Annotated in this window: 14 protein-coding genes and 1 other RNA gene; 7 read left to right on the top strand and 8 right to left on the bottom strand. The window is 63.8% G+C overall.

Annotated features, from left to right (window positions below; translation table 11 throughout):
• Positions 1–13: 13 nt before the first annotated feature.
• The 7 genes from AC5RWT_RS10300 to msrA form a co-directional block, all read right to left on the bottom strand.
• Positions 14–745 carry a DUF2182 domain-containing protein gene (locus AC5RWT_RS10300; protein ID WP_494080140.1) on the bottom strand — a complete coding sequence of 244 codons (732 nt, stop codon included), beginning with the start codon at positions 743–745 and terminating at the stop codon, positions 14–16.
• 43 nt (positions 746–788) lie between these two features.
• Positions 789–1,394 carry a DUF1326 domain-containing protein gene (locus tag AC5RWT_RS10305; protein WP_494080141.1) on the bottom strand — a complete coding sequence of 202 codons (606 nt, stop codon included), beginning with the start codon at positions 1,392–1,394 and terminating at the stop codon, positions 789–791.
• Positions 1,395–1,821: 427 nt separating this feature from the next.
• Positions 1,822–2,712 (bottom strand): sunset domain-containing protein, encoded by an 891-nt coding sequence (locus AC5RWT_RS10310; protein ID WP_494080142.1) that lies wholly within the window; start codon positions 2,710–2,712, stop codon positions 1,822–1,824.
• A gap of 163 nt (positions 2,713–2,875) precedes the next feature.
• Positions 2,876–3,862, bottom strand: coding sequence for a diaminopimelate dehydrogenase (locus AC5RWT_RS10315; protein WP_494080143.1), 987 nt, complete (start codon positions 3,860–3,862; stop codon positions 2,876–2,878).
• Between the two features lie 48 nt (positions 3,863–3,910).
• Positions 3,911–4,498, bottom strand: coding sequence for a serine O-acetyltransferase EpsC (gene epsC, locus AC5RWT_RS10320; protein ID WP_136786967.1), 588 nt, complete (start codon positions 4,496–4,498; stop codon positions 3,911–3,913).
• 81 nt (positions 4,499–4,579) lie between these two features.
• Positions 4,580–5,515 (bottom strand): cysteine synthase A, encoded by a 936-nt coding sequence (gene cysK / locus AC5RWT_RS10325; protein ID WP_494043541.1) that lies wholly within the window; start codon positions 5,513–5,515, stop codon positions 4,580–4,582.
• Positions 5,516–5,603: 88 nt separating this feature from the next.
• Positions 5,604–6,128, bottom strand: a complete 525-nt coding sequence (msrA, locus tag AC5RWT_RS10330; protein WP_494080144.1) for a peptide-methionine (S)-S-oxide reductase MsrA — start codon at positions 6,126–6,128, stop codon at positions 5,604–5,606.
• Between the two features lie 101 nt (positions 6,129–6,229).
• Between msrA and AC5RWT_RS10335 the strand changes: the two genes are divergently transcribed.
• Positions 6,230–7,222 carry a Nif3-like dinuclear metal center hexameric protein gene (locus AC5RWT_RS10335; protein WP_494080145.1) on the top strand — a complete coding sequence of 331 codons (993 nt, stop codon included), beginning with the start codon at positions 6,230–6,232 and terminating at the stop codon, positions 7,220–7,222.
• Positions 7,223–7,295: 73 nt separating this feature from the next.
• The gene (locus AC5RWT_RS10340) at positions 7,296–8,036 is read left to right on the top strand and encodes a zinc ribbon domain-containing protein (RefSeq protein ID WP_494080146.1); all 741 of its coding nucleotides are present in this window, start codon (positions 7,296–7,298) and stop codon (positions 8,034–8,036) included.
• 58 nt (positions 8,037–8,094) lie between these two features.
• Here AC5RWT_RS10340 and AC5RWT_RS10345 read toward each other — a convergent pair whose 3' ends face one another.
• Complete coding sequence (locus AC5RWT_RS10345; RefSeq protein WP_494080147.1) at positions 8,095–8,859, bottom strand: YaaA family protein; 765 nt, start codon at positions 8,857–8,859, stop codon at positions 8,095–8,097.
• A gap of 130 nt (positions 8,860–8,989) precedes the next feature.
• Between AC5RWT_RS10345 and rnpB the strand changes: the two genes are divergently transcribed.
• The 5 genes from rnpB to AC5RWT_RS10370 form a co-directional block, all read left to right on the top strand.
• Positions 8,990–9,383, top strand: an RNA gene (gene rnpB / locus AC5RWT_RS10350) — RNase P RNA component class A.
• Positions 9,384–9,897: 514 nt separating this feature from the next.
• Positions 9,898–11,553, top strand: coding sequence for an MSCRAMM family protein (locus tag AC5RWT_RS10355; protein ID WP_494080148.1), 1,656 nt, complete (start codon positions 9,898–9,900; stop codon positions 11,551–11,553).
• Between the two features lie 955 nt (positions 11,554–12,508).
• Positions 12,509–13,579 carry a L,D-transpeptidase family protein gene (locus AC5RWT_RS10360; RefSeq protein WP_494080149.1) on the top strand — a complete coding sequence of 357 codons (1,071 nt, stop codon included), beginning with the start codon at positions 12,509–12,511 and terminating at the stop codon, positions 13,577–13,579.
• Positions 13,580–13,682: 103 nt separating this feature from the next.
• Positions 13,683–14,711, top strand: a complete 1,029-nt coding sequence (locus AC5RWT_RS10365) for an acyltransferase family protein (RefSeq protein ID WP_494080150.1) — start codon at positions 13,683–13,685, stop codon at positions 14,709–14,711.
• Between the two features lie 264 nt (positions 14,712–14,975).
• On the top strand, positions 14,976–16,185 hold a 1,210-nt coding region (locus AC5RWT_RS10370; protein ID WP_494080155.1), incomplete at its 3' end, for a glyceraldehyde-3-phosphate dehydrogenase.

Raw genomic sequence — 16,185 nt, forward strand, 5'->3', positions numbered from 1 at the left:
CCGCCCGCGCAGACTACATCATCATGTCCGGGGCCATGTACAGCCCGGGCAGCAGCCAAGGATGGGCCGGCACGAAGAAGGCGAAGGCAATCAGTGCGGCGCCGATCGCCCGGCTGAACACGACCCCGTGGCGCCAAGTCTTTTCCAGCAGGACGGCGGCCGCAATGGCGGCCATCCCCGCTAGGTTCATGACGCCGACGGTGATCAGTACCAGCATCAGTCCCCAGCAGCATCCCACGCAGTACAGCCCGTGGTGCAGGCCCACGCGCACGTCGCGGAACGCCCCCCGATAGCTGGATACATGAAGCAGGAAGGCCACCGGCGAGCGGCAGTGCCGGAGGCAGAAGTTCTTCAGCGGCGTCACTTGGTAGATGCCCGCGGCCGCCAGTAGCCCGGCTCCGATCCAGGCCGCGGCCACCGGGGCATCGGCGGCCAGCCGGCCGCCGAAAACGGACGCGGCATAGGCCAAGATGCCGAAACCGGTCCAGGTGAGCAGGTATCCCGCCACCAGCGCGGTAGTCCGCACGGCCCGGGTCCGGCTGCTGCGCTCGGCGCGGATGGTCCGCAGATACGCCGACAGCAGCGGGGCCAGCGACGGCAGCATCATCGCGGTCATCATCAGCGCCCAGCCAGCGAGGAAACCGGCCAGCCCCAGCCCCATGGTGCCGGGGCCCGGCGGCATCTCGGCCGCCAGTTGCGCCGTGAGGTACCAAGCCAGCAGGGCGCAGCCAATGAGGGCGAGCAAACCCGGACGGAAGCGTACGGCAGGAAAGACGCGGCCGGGCATCCTAGGCTGACCATGCAAAGGGGGCTGAGAAGGAGTTCTTGCCCGCGTTGTCCCAGGTCATCCCGAATACGTCGACGCGCGCGGCGGTCGCCGTGCCGGCGGTCAGCGGGTCGGATGGGAAGCCCACGCCGCTGACCTTCACGCCTTGCCCGGTCGGGTCCAGATGCGTCACGAAGTCCTCGACGGCGATGTCGACCCCGCCGCCGGCCCGGACCTGGTGTCGGCGTCCATCGTCGAAGTAGTTCATGTCGACCTGGTCCATGCCGGCCATCTCACCAATCAGCGGAGCCGCGCCCGCCATGGGGCCGCCCCGCTGTCCGCTGAAAACGCCGCCGAGCGCCTGGGCCTGTTCTGCGGAGGCGGAGGCGTCCATCAGTACCCCGACCTTCCAGCCTCCTTCGCTCATCACGGCCGGAGTATCGGCCACGATGCAGACGGTCAGGCCGGAGACGTCGACGCCGTCAACTTCCCCGGTATCGACGTGGAAGGCCAGCGCGACCTTGCAGCGCTCGTTATCCGCAGGCGCGGTCATGCCCGAGGTCGTACACGGGCAGATCATGTCGCAATTGCAGTTTTCGAAGTATGTACCTTCGATGTGCCAGGACATCCGAGGCTCCCTTCAAAGAGGCACCCCTCCTCGAATTGTCCTCTGCTGCAAAAACCCGGTCAATAAGCCGGTGACGGCGGTCAGATGCACATTACCGGGTTGATGTACTCCGCCGGATCCACCGCGGCCTCGTCTGTCGCTGCGGTCCCAGTACCGGAAGGCCGGGATAGCCGCCCGGCCGCATTCGCCGCGCACGTGCGGCCGGCAAACTGGTGGGTTACATGCCCCATCGTGGAAAGGATTCCGCCAAGTACGACGGCGAGCCCTGCTGCCGTTGGATCGGCACCAACGGAGAGGTCATGGGGCTTTCAACTGCCAGGATGCGGAACATAGGTCCGCGAGTATGTCCTGGAATAGCAAGTGGCCCCTCTATGTCACATAAAAGAGGGGCCACTCGTTTGGTAGCAACCCAGCCGTTAGCGGCTGTTCAGCGTTTAGCCGCTCGGTAGCCAGCCGCCCGGGCCGCACTGTCAGTCGAGAAGCACTCTTCTGGGTTTGTCTTTGAGTAGGAGGCGTTCCACGGATGGTGATAAATGCCGGAGCTGGCGTTGCCCTTGATCGGGTAGCCAGCGGGGCAGTTCCAGCTGCCCGTGCCAGCAACGCTGGTGGGCTTCTTGCCGGACGTGATGGTCAGCCACTGGTTCTTCGTGGCCGTACGCGTAAAGCTCGACGACGGCAGGCGGTACTTCACGGTTGTCGTGACTTTGTACTTGCCTGCCTTAAGGGAAGCCGACTTCTTGTTCTTCGCCACCGTCTTGTTGCCCAGCTTGACCGTCAGGGTCTTGGCAACGACCTTCACGCCTTTAGCAGCAGAAACGTTCGGCTTGATGGTCGCCTTGCCTTTGTAGGGAACCTTCTTGCCAGCGATCGACTTCACTGCCACGGCGTTGCGAACGACCAGTTTTTGGGTCTTAGTAGTGCTCTTTGAAGAGGAGTAAACCGGCTGGCCGTCCACCATGGCATAAGTCTTGTACTTTACGGTGGTCTTCACCGAGTACGTGCCGGCTTTAAGCTTCGCCTTGGTCTTGTTCTTGGCCACCGTCTTGTTGCCCTGCTTGACCGTCATGACCTTGGAGGTGACGGTGACCCAGCCGGCTTTGGAGACTGCAGGCTTCACGGTTGCCGTTCCCTTGACGGGGGCCACCGGGCTGGCGATCTTCGTGATGGCCAGGCTCGTCTTCGGCGCAGGCGTCGGAACCGTTTCCTCGACGGTGGTATCCGATACCGGCGTCGTGGCTGGCAGCGGTGCCGCGTGGGCGGCGGTGACCGAACCAAAGAGGAGCGAGGCTGCGGCTGCTGAGACCGCCATGCCCCGCATAAAGGATGCGAGTTTCAATTTCCCCAACTTTCCCGGACCTGTGCCCGGTTAACAGTTTGACGGGATTAATCGTATGTCAGCTCGCGCCACGAGCGCGTGTGCCACTGCCGTGACCACCTCAGTCGGCAATAGACGGTCACACGGACGGTAGCTCGCGACGAGGCTACAGCAGTTCGGCGCGCAATTGAGCGGCGGACTTGGGGGAGAGCAGTCCCGGCGGGACGTCGAAGACGGTGACGGCGCCGAACTGGCCCTGCTGGTTCAGTCGGTGAACTGCGCGGGCGTAGGCCACCAGGACGCTGGCGGTGAATTCCGGATTGCTCTCCAGAGTGAGCCCGTATTCGATGACCTGAGCGTGCGCGGCGCTGGTGTTGCCGCTGCGGATGGTCATGCCGCCGTGCGGCATGGCGCTGTGGTCCCGGGCCAGTTCGTCGCCGGTGATGAAGTGGACTTCGGTGTCGTACTGGTCAAAGTAGTGCGGCATGGTCACGATGGCCTCGCGAACCGCCGCGGGGTCGGCGCCGTCGGCCAGCACCACGAAGCATTCGCGGGTGTGCTTCTGCCGCGTTTCCAACTGCGGGCGGATGCCGTTGCGGACCTGCTCGATGGCGGACTCGGACGGCAGGGTGTACTGGACGCCTGCGGCCACACCGGGCACCCGGCGGATCGCGTCGGAGTGGCCCTGGCTCAGGCCACGGCCCCAGAAAGTGTAGGTGTCGCCGTCGGGCAGCAGTGATTCGCCGTAGACCCGGTTGATGGAGAACATGCCGGGGTCCCAGCCGGCCGAAATCAGCGCGGTCTTCCGAGCTGCGCGCGCCGGGGCATCGACGGTGTCGAAGTACTCCGGGATGCGGGCATGCGTGTCGAAGCTGTCCACCGTGTTGAAACGGGCAGCCATGAGCGGTCCCTGCTGCGGGAGGTCCTCCTTGGACCCGCCGCACAGGATCAGCACGTCGAGGCGGTCCTCGTACTCGGCGAGGTCATCCATCGCGTACACGGCGGTATCAGCGCGCAGCGTGGCCAGATCCGCTGGGTTCCGCCGGGTGAAGATCCCCTCCAGCTGCATATCGGGGTTCTTAGTCACCGCGGCTTCCACGCCGCGGCCCAGGTTGCCGTAGCCGGCAATGCCAATGCGAATCGATTCACCCAAGGGTGTCTGTCCTCTCGTCAGGTTCAACGGTGTGTCAGGCAGTGGGTGTTAGATCCACATCGCCGGATCGATGTATTCGGCCGGGTCCACGGCGGGCTTGGTCTCGCGCTGCGGGTCCCGGTGCCGGAAAGTGGCCGGAATGCCGGTGATGATGGATTCCGGCGGCGCGTCTTTGACGACGACGGCGTTGGCCCCGATGGCGCTGTCCGCACCGATGACCACGGGTCCCAGCACCTTGGCGCCGGCGCCGATGACCACGCGGTCGCCGATGGTGGGATGGCGCTTGACCTTGGCCAGCGAGCGGCCGCCGAGGGTGACGCCGTGGTAGATCATCACGTCCTCGCCGATCTCGGCGGTCTCACCGATCACCACGCCCATGCCGTGGTCGATGAAGAACCGGCGGCCGATGGTCGCACCGGGGTGGATCTCGATGCCGGTCAGGAATCGCCCGGCCTGTGAGATCAGCCGGGCGGGCAGCCGCAGCGACGGGTTGGCCCACATTTTGTGGGTCAGCCGGTGGATCCAGATGGCATGCAATCCGGAGTAGGCCAGGAAATTCTCCACGCGGCCCCGGGCCGCCGGGTCGTGCGACCGGGCGGCCTCGAGGTCTTCACGCAGTCGCGCTAGGAAACCCATGTGCTCTTTCTGATCGGACATCGCGCCGCGGGCCGGCCGGAAACTGGGTCGGCTGCCGCCCGCATGGCGCAGGGAAGCTGGCTAGCCGCGGATGTCGTCGTACAGGAGCGTGGAAATGTAGCGCTCACCGAAGTCGGGCACCACGGCCACGATCAGCTTACCGGCGTTCTCCGGTCGCTTGGCCACTTCCAGCGCGGCCCAGACCGCAGCACCGGAGGAGATGCCGCCGAGAATGCCTTCCTTGATGCCCAGATCGCGCGCGACGGCGACCGAGGCCGACGTCGGGGCGTCCAGAACTTCGTCGTAGATGCTGGTGTCCAGCACTTCCGGAATGAAGTTGGCGCCGAGGCCCTGGATCTTGTGCGGTCCGGGGTTGCCGCCGGTGAGGATGGCGGAGTCTTCCGGCTCGACGGCGATGATCTGGACGCCGGGCTTGCGTTCCTTGAGCAGGCCGCCCGCGCCGGTGATGGTGCCCCCGGTGCCGATGCCGGCCACCAGGATGTCCACCTTTCCGTCGGTGTCGGCCCAGATTTCCTCGCCGGTGGTGGTGCGGTGGATCAGCGGGTTGGCCTCGTTGGCGAACTGCTGCGCCCAGATGGAGTTCTCGGTGTTGGCCACAATTTCCTTGGCCTTCTCCACGGCACCGCGCATGCCCTCGGAACCCGGGGTCAGCACAATCTCGGCACCGAAGGCGCGCAGCATCACGCGGCGCTCGGTGGACATGGTCTCCGGCATGGTCAGGATGACCTTGTAGCCGCGGGCCGCGCCGACCATGGCCAGCGCGATGCCGGTGTTGCCGGACGTTCCCTCCACAATCGTGCCGCCCGGCTTCAGGGCGCCGGCCTTTTCGGCGGCGTCAACAATGGCCACGCCGATCCGGTCCTTCACCGAGTTAGCGGGGTTGTAGAACTCCAGCTTCACGGCAACCTGGGCCGGCAGGCCTTCGGTAAGCCGGTTCAAACGCACCAGCGGGGTGCGTCCCACAACCTGGGTGACGTCGTCGTAAATCGGTGCCATGTGTGTTCCTGCCTTCTGGCCCGCAGGCCGCTACAGCGATGGGAGTAACAAAACTTCTTCCAGCCTAGTCAGGGCGCTGAGCGGCCTGCTATGCGATGAGCCATTCGGCGTAATATTTACGGGCCTTGGCCAGCTTGGGATTGATGATCACCTGGCAGTAGCCGACCTGCGGATGCTTGGCGTAGAAGTTCTGGTGGTATTCCTCCGCCGGGTAGAACTCCGGCAGCCGAACCACTTCGGTCACGATCGGGTCCTGCCAGTCGGCTTGCGCGCGTTCGATCGCCGCCACGAAGGTCTGCTTTTGCTCGTCGTCGATGTAGAACATCGACGAGCGGTATTGCGTGCCGACGTCGTATCCCTGGCGGTTCAAGGTGGTGGGGTCGTGCGAGGCGAAGAACATGCCCAGGATGACGTCCTCGGGCACCACCGTCTCGTCGAAGGTGACGGCGACAACCTCGGCATGTCCGGTGGTTCCGGAGCAGACCGCCTCATAGGAGGGGTCCTTGACAGCGCCGCCGGTATAGCCGGAGACCACCTCCGTCACGCCACGGGTCATGTTGTAGACCGCGTCCAGGCACCAGAAGCAGCCACCGCCAAGCACAAAAGTCTTCATGGGTTAAACAATGTCTTGGACCCCTCGAATGTTCCCGGGGTGCGAGTCTTATGCTCAGGGCGTGTGGGCGGGCCCGCGGCGGATGGGGTAGAAAAGGACGTATGGTCGACGACGAACTGCTGCGCACCGGGGACACCCAAGCCCCCGCGGGATCCACAACTTCAGCGGGAACCGAAGCCCAGGAAGGACCCGAAACCCCAGCGGGATCTGAAAAATTCTCGGAAACGGAAGCCGCCGCGACGGACGAAGCGCAGCCGAAGACACCGGTCCTTGGCGATGTGCTGCTGGCCATTGAGGAACTGTGGCCCGAATCGCTGGCCGAGCAGTGGGACGCGGTCGGCCCCGTCGTCGGACGGCCGTCGGCCGACGTACGGAAGATCCTGTTCGCCGTGGACCCCACGGCCGATGTGATCACCGAAGCCATCGAGTGGGGCGCCGACCTGCTGATCACGCACCACCCGCTGCTGCTGAAGCCGGTCAATTCGGTGGCAACCTCCAACTTCAAGGGCGACGCCGTGCACCGGCTGATCGAGAACGGCTGCGCCCTGGTCACCGTGCATACCAACGGGGACAGCGCGGTGGGCGGCGTCTCGGATGTTCTGGCCGATGCCCTCGGCCTGCAGGACGTGCGGCCACTGTCGCCGGCCGACAACGGCCTGCCGGAAGAAGGCATTGGACGCGTCGGTGAGCTGGCCGAAGCCAGGACCCTGGGCGAGTTCGCCGAACAAGTCTTCAGCATCCTGCCGGCCGTCGCCGGGGGAGTGAAGGTGGCCGGCGACCGCAACGGAATCATCCGAAGCGTGGCAGTCTGCGGCGGCGCCGGCGACTCGCTGTTTGACCAGGTCCGGGCGTCCCGTGCGGATGTTTATGTCACGGCAGATCTGCGCCATCATCCCGCCTCGGAAGCGCGCGAAGGAACGGTGGAAGGCCGGCCGTACCTGATCGACGTCTCGCATTTTGGCAGCGAATGGCTCTGGCTGACACCTGCCTCCGTGGCGCTGGACAACGTCCTGACCGACCAGGGCTACACGGTGGAGGTCAAGGTCAGCGTTACCAACACCGACCCGTGGGATTTCGTCCTCACACCGGGCTAGCAGCGCCGCGTCCGGACGGTAGGCTAGACGAAGCTGAATCGCAATGGTTCGGCAGCGTGTTGAAAGGACGTACATGGCGAAGGCACCGGCTTCCGAGCAACTGAGGCTGCTCGACCTGCAGGCACTCGATGGCAAGCTCACTCAATTGAGCCGCCGCGCTGCAGCCACCGCCAAGAACGCCGAGATCGACGCGTTGGTGGAGAAGCTGGCCGCCGCCGACTCGTCGCTGGTCGCCCTGAACACCGAGATCGCGGACACCGAGCGTGAACTGAAGCGCGCCGAAGCGGACGTCGAGACGGTTCAGTCGCGGATTGAACGCGACCAGAAGCGGCTGGACAGCGGATCGGGCACGCCCAAGGACCTCACCGCGCTGCAGCACGAACTGGTCTCGCTGAACAAGCGCCGCAGCGACCTGGAAGACGTTGAGCTGGAAGTCATGGAGCGTCTGGAGACGCTTCGGACCCGCCAAACCGAGCACCAGCAGGCCAACGACCAGCTGCGCGAGGAACTGTCCGGTTTGGAACGTACCCGCGACGACGAACTCGCCGGGATCGAAAACGAACGTGGCACAGTGTCGGCGGACCGCAAGGAACTGGCCGCCAGTTTCGAACCTGCCCTGTTGGCTGTTTACGATAAGACCCTGGCCCACCGCGGCATCGGCGCCGCCCGCCTGTTCCACGGCAAGTCCGAGGGCTCCGGCATGCAGCTCAGCGCCGGCGACCTGGCCGACATCCGCAAAGCCGCCGCCGACGACATCGTCTTCTGCCCCGACTCCGGCTGCATCCTCATCCGTTCGGCGGAGTGGGACGGCTAAAGAACGCTAGGTCCGGCGTGCAGTGATCGACCAAGGGCCGCCAGACCCGCGTGGTGATCTACTCGCCCAGCACTATATTCAGCGCGTGCGCCTTGCGGGCCGTGCCGTCCACCAGTTCCGCCTGCCAAACTTCCTGCGCGGCCTTCAACAGCGCGGCCGGCGTCTCGGGCGCCTTGCCGCGGCGGGTCAGCAGGTGCCGGGCCAGTTCGCCGCGGGTGTGCTTGGCAAAATGCGAGACGACAGTGCGCTTGCCGTTGCGCTCCTGAAAGACGTTGACCACCACGGTCCGGGCCGGCTCCGGCATCCACGCCGCGGCGTAGGTGCTGGAACGGCAGTCGACCAGCAGTTGCCCCTCGGCGTGCGCGTCCAAGGCCTTGGGCAGCCGCTTCTTCCAGTACGAGGCCAGCTTCCCGGTTTCCGGCAGCCCCACGGACATGGACAGCCGGTAGGCCGGGATGCTGTCCGCGAAGCCGATCGCCCCCCAGAGCGCTGAAATCACGACGACGGCGGCGTCCGCCTTGCGTTTCTGCGTGGCGGTCATCGTCCGGTAACCCAGGGCGTCGTACAGCACGCCGGAGTAGACCGTGTGTGCAGGAGCGGATGGTTCGTCATGCAGCCGGGTATTGCGCTCCACTTCGGCAGCCAACGATGCGCCGACGCCCAGCTGCGCCAGCGCGTCCGGACTTTGGCTGATGTGGGCGAGGGCGGCCAACACTTCCTCCCGTGCAGGATTTAGCTCCGGAAACTGCAGTTCCTGCAGCTCGAACGGATGTCCTTTGGCGGCAGCGGTCTTTCCTTCGGAAGGTGGAAGCAGAATCAGCACCGTAGCAGCCTACCGTCGGACCGCACCGCCGTGCGAAAGGCGGGAACACCGCCGTCGTCATGCTGGGAAACCGACAGAAGCTGAGCAGATTACTGGCCGCGGGGGCGCAGGCCGTATCCTGAAGGCGGGACGGGTTGGCTGGGCGATCGCGTCGGACGGATCTGCGAAGATTCGTCTGCCGAGGAAAGTCCGGGCTCCGCAGGGCAGGGTGGTGGGTAACGCCCACTCGGGGAAACCCGCAGGCAAGTGCCACAGAAAATAGACCGCCAGGGGCTGCCTCGTGCAGCACTTGGTAAGGGTGAAACGGCGGTGTAAGAGACCACCAGCGCGCCGGGCGACCGGGGCGGCTAGGTAAACCCCACCCGGAGCAAGGCCAGACAGGGCACGATTGAGGGCTGCTCGCCCGAGTGTCCGGGTAGGCCGCTTGAGGGCACCGGCAACGGTGCTCCTAGATGGATGATCGCCACCCGGCGGCGGGCAACTGCCGCAGGTGACAGAACCCGGCTCATAGGCCAACCCGTCCCATTCTTCCCTTGAGCAAGCGACGCCGTTCCATTCAAACCATCGCGGGACCCAAGCGGCGCTCATGGGTGACGGCCATATGCGGGCACTGATGCCGACGTTGAGAAATCGATCCCGGGAACCCCTGGGAGCCGGACCTTGAGAGGGCAATCAGCGAATCCTGGCCGTCTTGGAAGAGGGTACGGAGGATATAGAAGCGGGCTTCTGACCGATTCCGCCGACACTGATCTTCTTGCCCTTGAACCTCGGCTCGGAACCTCCCGTGACGGCTGTGCCGTTGGAGCCGCTGGCAGCCGAACTTCGTTTCCGTAGGGCACTTGCCCGTAGCGATCAATAGTTTTTGCCGACCTTAGGGACGCACTTAGCCGGGCGTCTTCGCCGATAGACCTTCGAACTTCAGTGGTTGTCGCCGTCGTTACCGAGGTGGCGTGGCCGGATTTGGCGCATCTCGGCGCCGGAGATGTGGCTCACGTCTAACGGAGACTCGGTCCGGGACGATTGTCACTGTCAGCGGCCGTGATTTCTTCATGGCTGTGTCCTGCAGGTTTATGGCCAAACTTCGCGGGTGCCGACAGCGTCCGTCTTGCCGGCGAACTTCTAGGTTGGGAGATCAGCTTGAGAAAAACTGTCCGATTCGCGCGCAGGGCGCTGGTGCCGCTGATGCTGGCCGCGCTCCTGGCGGTAGGGCAGACGCCGGCAACCGCCGCGTCGACCGGTTCGATCAGTGTCACCGTCACCGCCCCTCAGGGGATCAACGCCGGGGACGTGTTTGTGGACGTCTACGCAGCCAACGACCCGGAAGGGAAAATAAATCAGGGTAGCGGCGCCGGCTACGATCCAGATGTCAACGAGTATTACTGGACGATGGAGGGACTAAAGCCAGGCTCCTACAAGGTCAAGATCAACGGGGAGAAGTCAGGTGCCTTGGACGCCTGGTATGGCGGGGAAAGCTTTAAAACCGCCGCCGTCGTGAAAGTATCCCCGGGACAGGCCGTGGACGGGCTTAGCATCTCACTGATTAGGGGCGCGACGCTGGCCGGCACGGTCTCCGCACCGGCCGGGGTAGAAATTGAGGGCGCTCCCGTCGAGGTCTACTCCAGTGGCTCCTCTCGAACCCGCGTGGCCTCAGATTTTGTGGAGCGCGGCAAATTCAAGGTTTACGGGCTGAAAGCTGGCACGTACAAGGTAAAGTTCCCAGGAGATGAGGACTACGGGAGCCGCGACATCTGGTACGGCGGGGCGGACCGCTTCTCGACGGCCAAGACCGTCACCCTGAAGACCGCCCAGGACCTTACCGGTTTGAGGGCCAACATTCCCGAAATGGCTTCGGTCACTGGGAAGGTGAACGCGCCCAAGGGCAAGGACCGGAAAAAGGTTCGCGTTCAGCTATTTCGTGCTAGCGGCATGGACCAGTACGGTTCCTCCGAGATGGCAGTTGATCCCGCTGCCGACGGAACCTTCCGCTTCAGGCATGTCCCGGCAGGTAAGTACAAGGTCAAGTTCTACGGAATCCCTGCGGAATTGGTCAGCCAGTGGTACGGCGGCACCAGCCACGGCAACGCCAAGACCATCACAGTCGGCAACAGCGGAGTCGTCCGCGGGATCAACGCTTCCCTGATCCGTACCTCCACCGCCGGCGGAAAGATCACCGCCCCCAAGGGAGTCAAGGTTATAGGAACAACGGTTACCGTCGACGTTCGACCGAAAGGCCACGAAGGCGTCATCATGCAGTACTTCGCCGGCAGCACCTACAGGCTGGAGACGTTGCAGGCCGGCAGCTACAAGATCGCCTTTATGGCGACGGACAGCAAGGGCCGGCTCTACTCGGCGAGTAAGGGTTTCACTGTCGGGAAGGCCGCCGACAAGACCGGCCAGAATGTCACACTGACGCGCTACTACCCTCAGCTGGCGGCTCCGTACTCGGTGAAAATCACCGGAACGGCCAAGGCAGGCTCCAAGCTCAGTGTGGCCAAAAGCGATTGGCACCCAAAGCCGGTGAAGTTGTCCTATCAGTGGTACCGTTCCGGCAAACCGATCAAAGGTGCTGTCAAGTCGACCTATACACTCACGAAGTCCGACGCCGGCAAAACCGTCAAACTGAAGGTCACTGGGTCCAAGAGTGGCTGGGCCGGCGTCTCCAAGACGTCCAAGTCCGTGAAGGTTAGACACTGACCACCTCTTGGCCGGCATTTGCAGGATCGCAGTCCTCATCGGCGTGAGGGGATTTCGTCGCTGTGGTGGGGCAGGGGCTAGGGAAGGATCAGATCGCGTTTGGCCTTCCTTAGCCCCGCCTCATCGGCGGCTGCCAGGACGAGTTGAATTTTCGCGATTTCCAGGGCGGCTGGTTTGGGACATCCACAGGGAAGCAGCCCCGCCGGGCTGGGGCGGCCGACGGGGCCGGTTCGAGTGGCGAATTCAGTTTCTGCATGGGGGCAATGGCTGCGTTCGATAATGCAAAGTCTTGCAGTTCTCCTCATCAGCAGGTACCCCCAAAGTTGGTCGGTCAAGAATCCGGGCTCAGCGATGACGACGCGCGGTGCGCCACCGCGTACCTAACATTTCGCGGATCGAGGACGACAGTGGCGGATACAGTCTCAGCTGGTTCCACCACCAGCATTTAACTTTCCTCGGGGGAATAATGAATCGCCTTTCGCCCTCTTTTCTGCGCCCTATGCTGCGCGTCGGCCTGATATCTGCGGTGCTGACAGGCTTGCTGGCCTCGGCCCTGCCAGCCGTGGCTTCCGACGAGGGCAGGCAGACCAGGCAGTCGACCGCAGCGCCGGCGCCGACGGATTCCGCCCCGGACAGCGCTGCGCCCACCAACGAAAGCCCCGACCCCACTGGGACGGCGCCCGCCGAGGCTCCTGAACCTAGGCCGACGCCTACTGAAGCGGGACCCGCCTCGTCGACTCCTGCGGAACCGTCCAAGAGAGCGTCAGAGGCACCGGGGGTGCTGTCAGTGCCAGCGCCGCCGGCGGCGCCCGCCGTTCAAGGGCAGCCCGTGTTGCCCTCACGACCGGACGCGGCAAAAGATACACCGGACTCCAATCCGTCTCCCTCGCGGATGCGGAAGAGCGCAACCCAAGAATCACCGGAGACGAGCAGCCCTGTGGAGGAGACCGCGCACGTGGCAGCGGGGCAGGCCGCGATCAGCAAAAAGGCTGCCGCTCAGAAGCTCACCGCGGTCAATGATTTCCGCTGCACGCTCAAGGACAACGGCTGCGTCCGCACCTACACCGATGCGGCAGGCAAAGCGAAGGTAGCGATCTACAGGACAGCTGCCTCGGGTGCGTACGCGGTGGACCTCAAGCACTCCATCTTCAAGGCCTACCGCGACGCAAAGTACGAAAACGGCAAGTACGGCTACCCCGTCGCCGACATGAAGGTTCGCTCCGACAACAGCGCCACGCAACGCTTCCAAGGCGGAACCATCAGCTACACGCCCGCGCACATTGTTGCAGGCAAGAAGGCCATCGAGGCCAAGGCGAAAAAGCTGAAGCTGGTTGCTGTTGGCGATCTCAACTGTCGTCTGGTGCGTAACGGATGTGTCCGTACCTATGCGCCGTCGGCCAAGAGCGCTAAGCGCATCGCCATCTATTGGACGGCCAAGACGGGGGCCCGCAGCCTGGATCGCGACCACAAGATTTCTCAGAAGTTCAAGGCATCTGGATCCGAGCGTGGGACCACGGGTTACCCGAGCTCGGATATGAAATGCGGGCTCAAGTCCAAGGGATGCGTCCAATTCTTCGGCGTAGCATCCGGTCACACCCGGTACCGTTGGTCCCCGCAAGGCAGCTTCACCGTCCACGAAGCCTTCGGCGAGGGCAACCCTGGTACCGATCTCAAGTACAAGAAGCTGAACAAAAGGTCCAGATGGTCCGGAACCCTCGGTACCTCGTACAACAATTATTATCAGGCCCGTTCCGTCGGCTACGAACGCTGGCCGGACGAGAACATGTGGTTCTTCATGCGTCTGCCTACCGGCGACTACCGCCAGGGCGCGGTGATCGACTACAACCGGGGGCCGGGTCAAAAGATCAAGCAGGGGGCAGGCTTCGCAATCTTCCTCCATGCCAACCCCGTTCCGACTGCGGGCTGCATCGCTTTGGACCTGAAAAACGTCGTCCGCTACTTGAAGACGGCCGACTCCGGCGACCGAATCATCATGGGCGTCCGAAAGGACATCTTTAAGGCCTGACCGATTGGGTGGACGGCGGCGGCGCTTCCCACCCGGGACCGCCGCCGGTGTCTCCAGGCGTGCTGGGGGCCAGCCTGATCATCAGGGTCTGTAGTGTATTGGGATGACTTCTCAGGCGTCGCAGCGCAACCTTCGACTTGATACTGCCAAGGGACTGCTGATCTTCGCGGTGGTCCTTGGCCACTTTCTCGAAGAGGTCGGCTCTTGGAAGGCGGACGGCACCCGGCTGGCGTTAACGGGCATTTACATGTTTCATATGCCTGCCTTTGTGTTTCTGGCCGGAGTGACCGCCAAGACAAGCCGGCTAGGCCAGCGAATCGGAACGTTCGCTGTGATTCTGGTGGCGTTTCAGATCCTGTACTTTGTCTTCGTCAACGCCCTGGGCATTGACCGGCAGTTCTCGATCGAGCGACCATTCTGGATCCTATGGTTCCTGCTCGGGATGATTTGGTGGCTCCTGCTGCTCCCGGTTGTTACACGCTTCCCCAAGGCGACCATTGCACTGTCAATTGTCATCGCACTCGGAGTCGGCGCTTTGGACTCGGTCGGCAATTCGTTGTCGCTCTCACGGGCATTGGTTTTCCTACCGTTTTTCGTGGTCGGTGCCACCTACGGCAAGCGTATTGTTCGTGCGTTGGGGGACGCGAGTTTGGTGTGGAAAGCGATCGCTCTTGTCGCTGCTGTGGGCGGTTGGCTGCTCGTCTACAGCCAGGATATTCCACACCAGTGGCTGTACGGCTCCTTCAGTTTCGACCGGCTTGAGACTCCTGACGTCTTGGGTCTGGGCACCAGAGCGGCGCTGCTCCTCCTCGCAGCTGTCGCCATAGGTGCGCTACTTTGCCTCTCGCCCAACCGTCAGGGGTTCGTCGCCCGCCTCGGTCGGAACAGTCTGGCGATCTACGTCCTACACGGCTTCGTGGTCCTTGCCGTGGCTGAGGCGCTGCCTTCAATCCAAAACCTGTGGGGGAGCGCAGGAGTCCTCGCGCTTGGCCTCGCGCTGGCCGCAGCGACCACCTTGCTGCTGGCCATGCCGGTCTTTGAGAACACCATCCGGCGCGCGTCGGGCCATATTGTCAGCAGTTACTCAACAGCGGTTGCAAAGTCGAGTGGCGAACGCGTCGAGGCCCGTTAACGTGAGGCAGTTCACCTGCAGGCGTACGCTGAGGCTTCCAGCAGTCCCTAGAATGGATAGCAGGTAGGCGTGTCTTACGTCGCTTGGCAACGAGCGGCCAAACCGCGCAGACCTCTAAGCTTCCCGCCGGCAGGTGGCGGTGGCGTGTTGTCGGAACCGGACAGACCGTCTGGCGAAAGCGGCGTCGTCGTGAATATCCACGGCGGTGGCAACCGGGCTCGAGGGAGAACCCGGCTGATGTAGGAAGGTAATTCTGTGAACCAGATGTCAGAGTCGGCCCTAAATGCGTGGAGCAACCGCCAGGCACTTGCCGAAGCGATGATCCCGATGATCGGCCGGTTGTACCGAGAAAACAACGTGGTCACCTCCATCCACGGCCGCAGCCTTATTAACCAGTCCGTGGTGGGCATCCTCAAGGCGCACCGCTTCGCCCGCCAAATCGATGACGCCGAACTGCCGCTGGAAGAGACCTTCCCGGTGGTGCAGGCGCTGAGCGAGCTGGAACTCGGCGCCGGCTCGGTCGACCTGGCCCGTCTGCTGGTGAAGTTTAAGAATGAAGCTGACGGCACGGACCTGAAGGACTTCGTCCGCGCCGAGCTGGCGGATATTGTCGGCAAGCACGGTGCGGACGAGCGCACCAGCACCGATGTGGTGCTCTACGGCTTCGGCCGGATCGGCCGCCTGCTGGCCCGCATCCTGGTGGGTCACTCCGGTGGCGGCCACGGGCTGCGCCTGCGCGCCGTGGTGGTCCGCAAGGGCAGCGACGACGACCTGATCAAGCGTGCCAGCCTGCTGCGCCGCGACTCCGTGCACGGCCCGTTCGACGGCACCATTTCCGTGGACGAAGAGAACAACACCATCCAAGCCAATGGCACGTTGATCCAGTTCATCTACTCCAACGACCCGGCGTCGGTGGACTACACGCAGTACGGCATCAAGGACGCCATCGTGGTGGACAACACCGGCAAGTGGCGCGATGAAGCCGGCCTGTCCCAGCACCTGCAGTGCCCGGGCGTCTCGCGTGTGGTGCTGACGGCACCGGGCAAGGGCGGCCTGAAGAACATCGTGCACGGCGTCAACCACTCGGACATCACGGACGACGACAAGATCGTTTCCGCAGCTTCCTGCACCACCAACGCCATTACGCCGGTGCTCAAGGCCCTCAACGACAAGTACGGCATCGCGCATGGCCACGTGGAGACGGTCCACTCCTACACTAACGACCAGAACCTGATCGACAACTTCCACAAGGGCACGCGCCGCGGCCGTTCGGCGGCGCTGAACATGGTGCTGACCGAGACCGGCGCTGCCAAGGCCGTGGCCAAGGCCCTGCCCGAGCTTGAGGGCAAGCTGACCGGCAACGCCATCCGCGTCCCCACCCCGGACGTTTCGATGGCCATTCTGAACCTGAACCTGGAGCAGGATGCCACCAAGGAAGGCCTGAACGAGTACCTGCGCGGCATGTCGCTGAACT

The organism is Arthrobacter sp. Dra40, from assembly GCF_059091905.1.

Excerpts from the sequence above, each read along its gene's own strand:
- AC5RWT_RS10305 (WP_494080141.1), bottom strand. The coding sequence starts at position 1,394 with ATGTCCTGGCACATCGAAGGTACATACTTCGAAAACTGCAATTGCGAC.
- AC5RWT_RS10310 (WP_494080142.1), bottom strand. The coding sequence starts at position 2,712 with ATGCGGGGCATGGCGGTCTCAGCAGCCGCAGCCTCGCTCCTCTTTGGT.
- epsC (WP_136786967.1), bottom strand. The coding sequence starts at position 4,498 with ATGGGTTTCCTAGCGCGACTGCGTGAAGACCTCGAGGCCGCCCGGTCG.
- cysK (WP_494043541.1), bottom strand. The coding sequence starts at position 5,515 with ATGGCACCGATTTACGACGACGTCACCCAGGTTGTGGGACGCACCCCG.
- msrA (WP_494080144.1), bottom strand. The coding sequence starts at position 6,128 with ATGAAGACTTTTGTGCTTGGCGGTGGCTGCTTCTGGTGCCTGGACGCG.
- AC5RWT_RS10335 (WP_494080145.1), top strand. The coding sequence starts at position 6,230 with ATGGTCGACGACGAACTGCTGCGCACCGGGGACACCCAAGCCCCCGCG.
- AC5RWT_RS10340 (WP_494080146.1), top strand. The coding sequence starts at position 7,296 with ATGGCGAAGGCACCGGCTTCCGAGCAACTGAGGCTGCTCGACCTGCAG.
- AC5RWT_RS10365 (WP_494080150.1), top strand. The coding sequence starts at position 13,683 with ATGACTTCTCAGGCGTCGCAGCGCAACCTTCGACTTGATACTGCCAAG.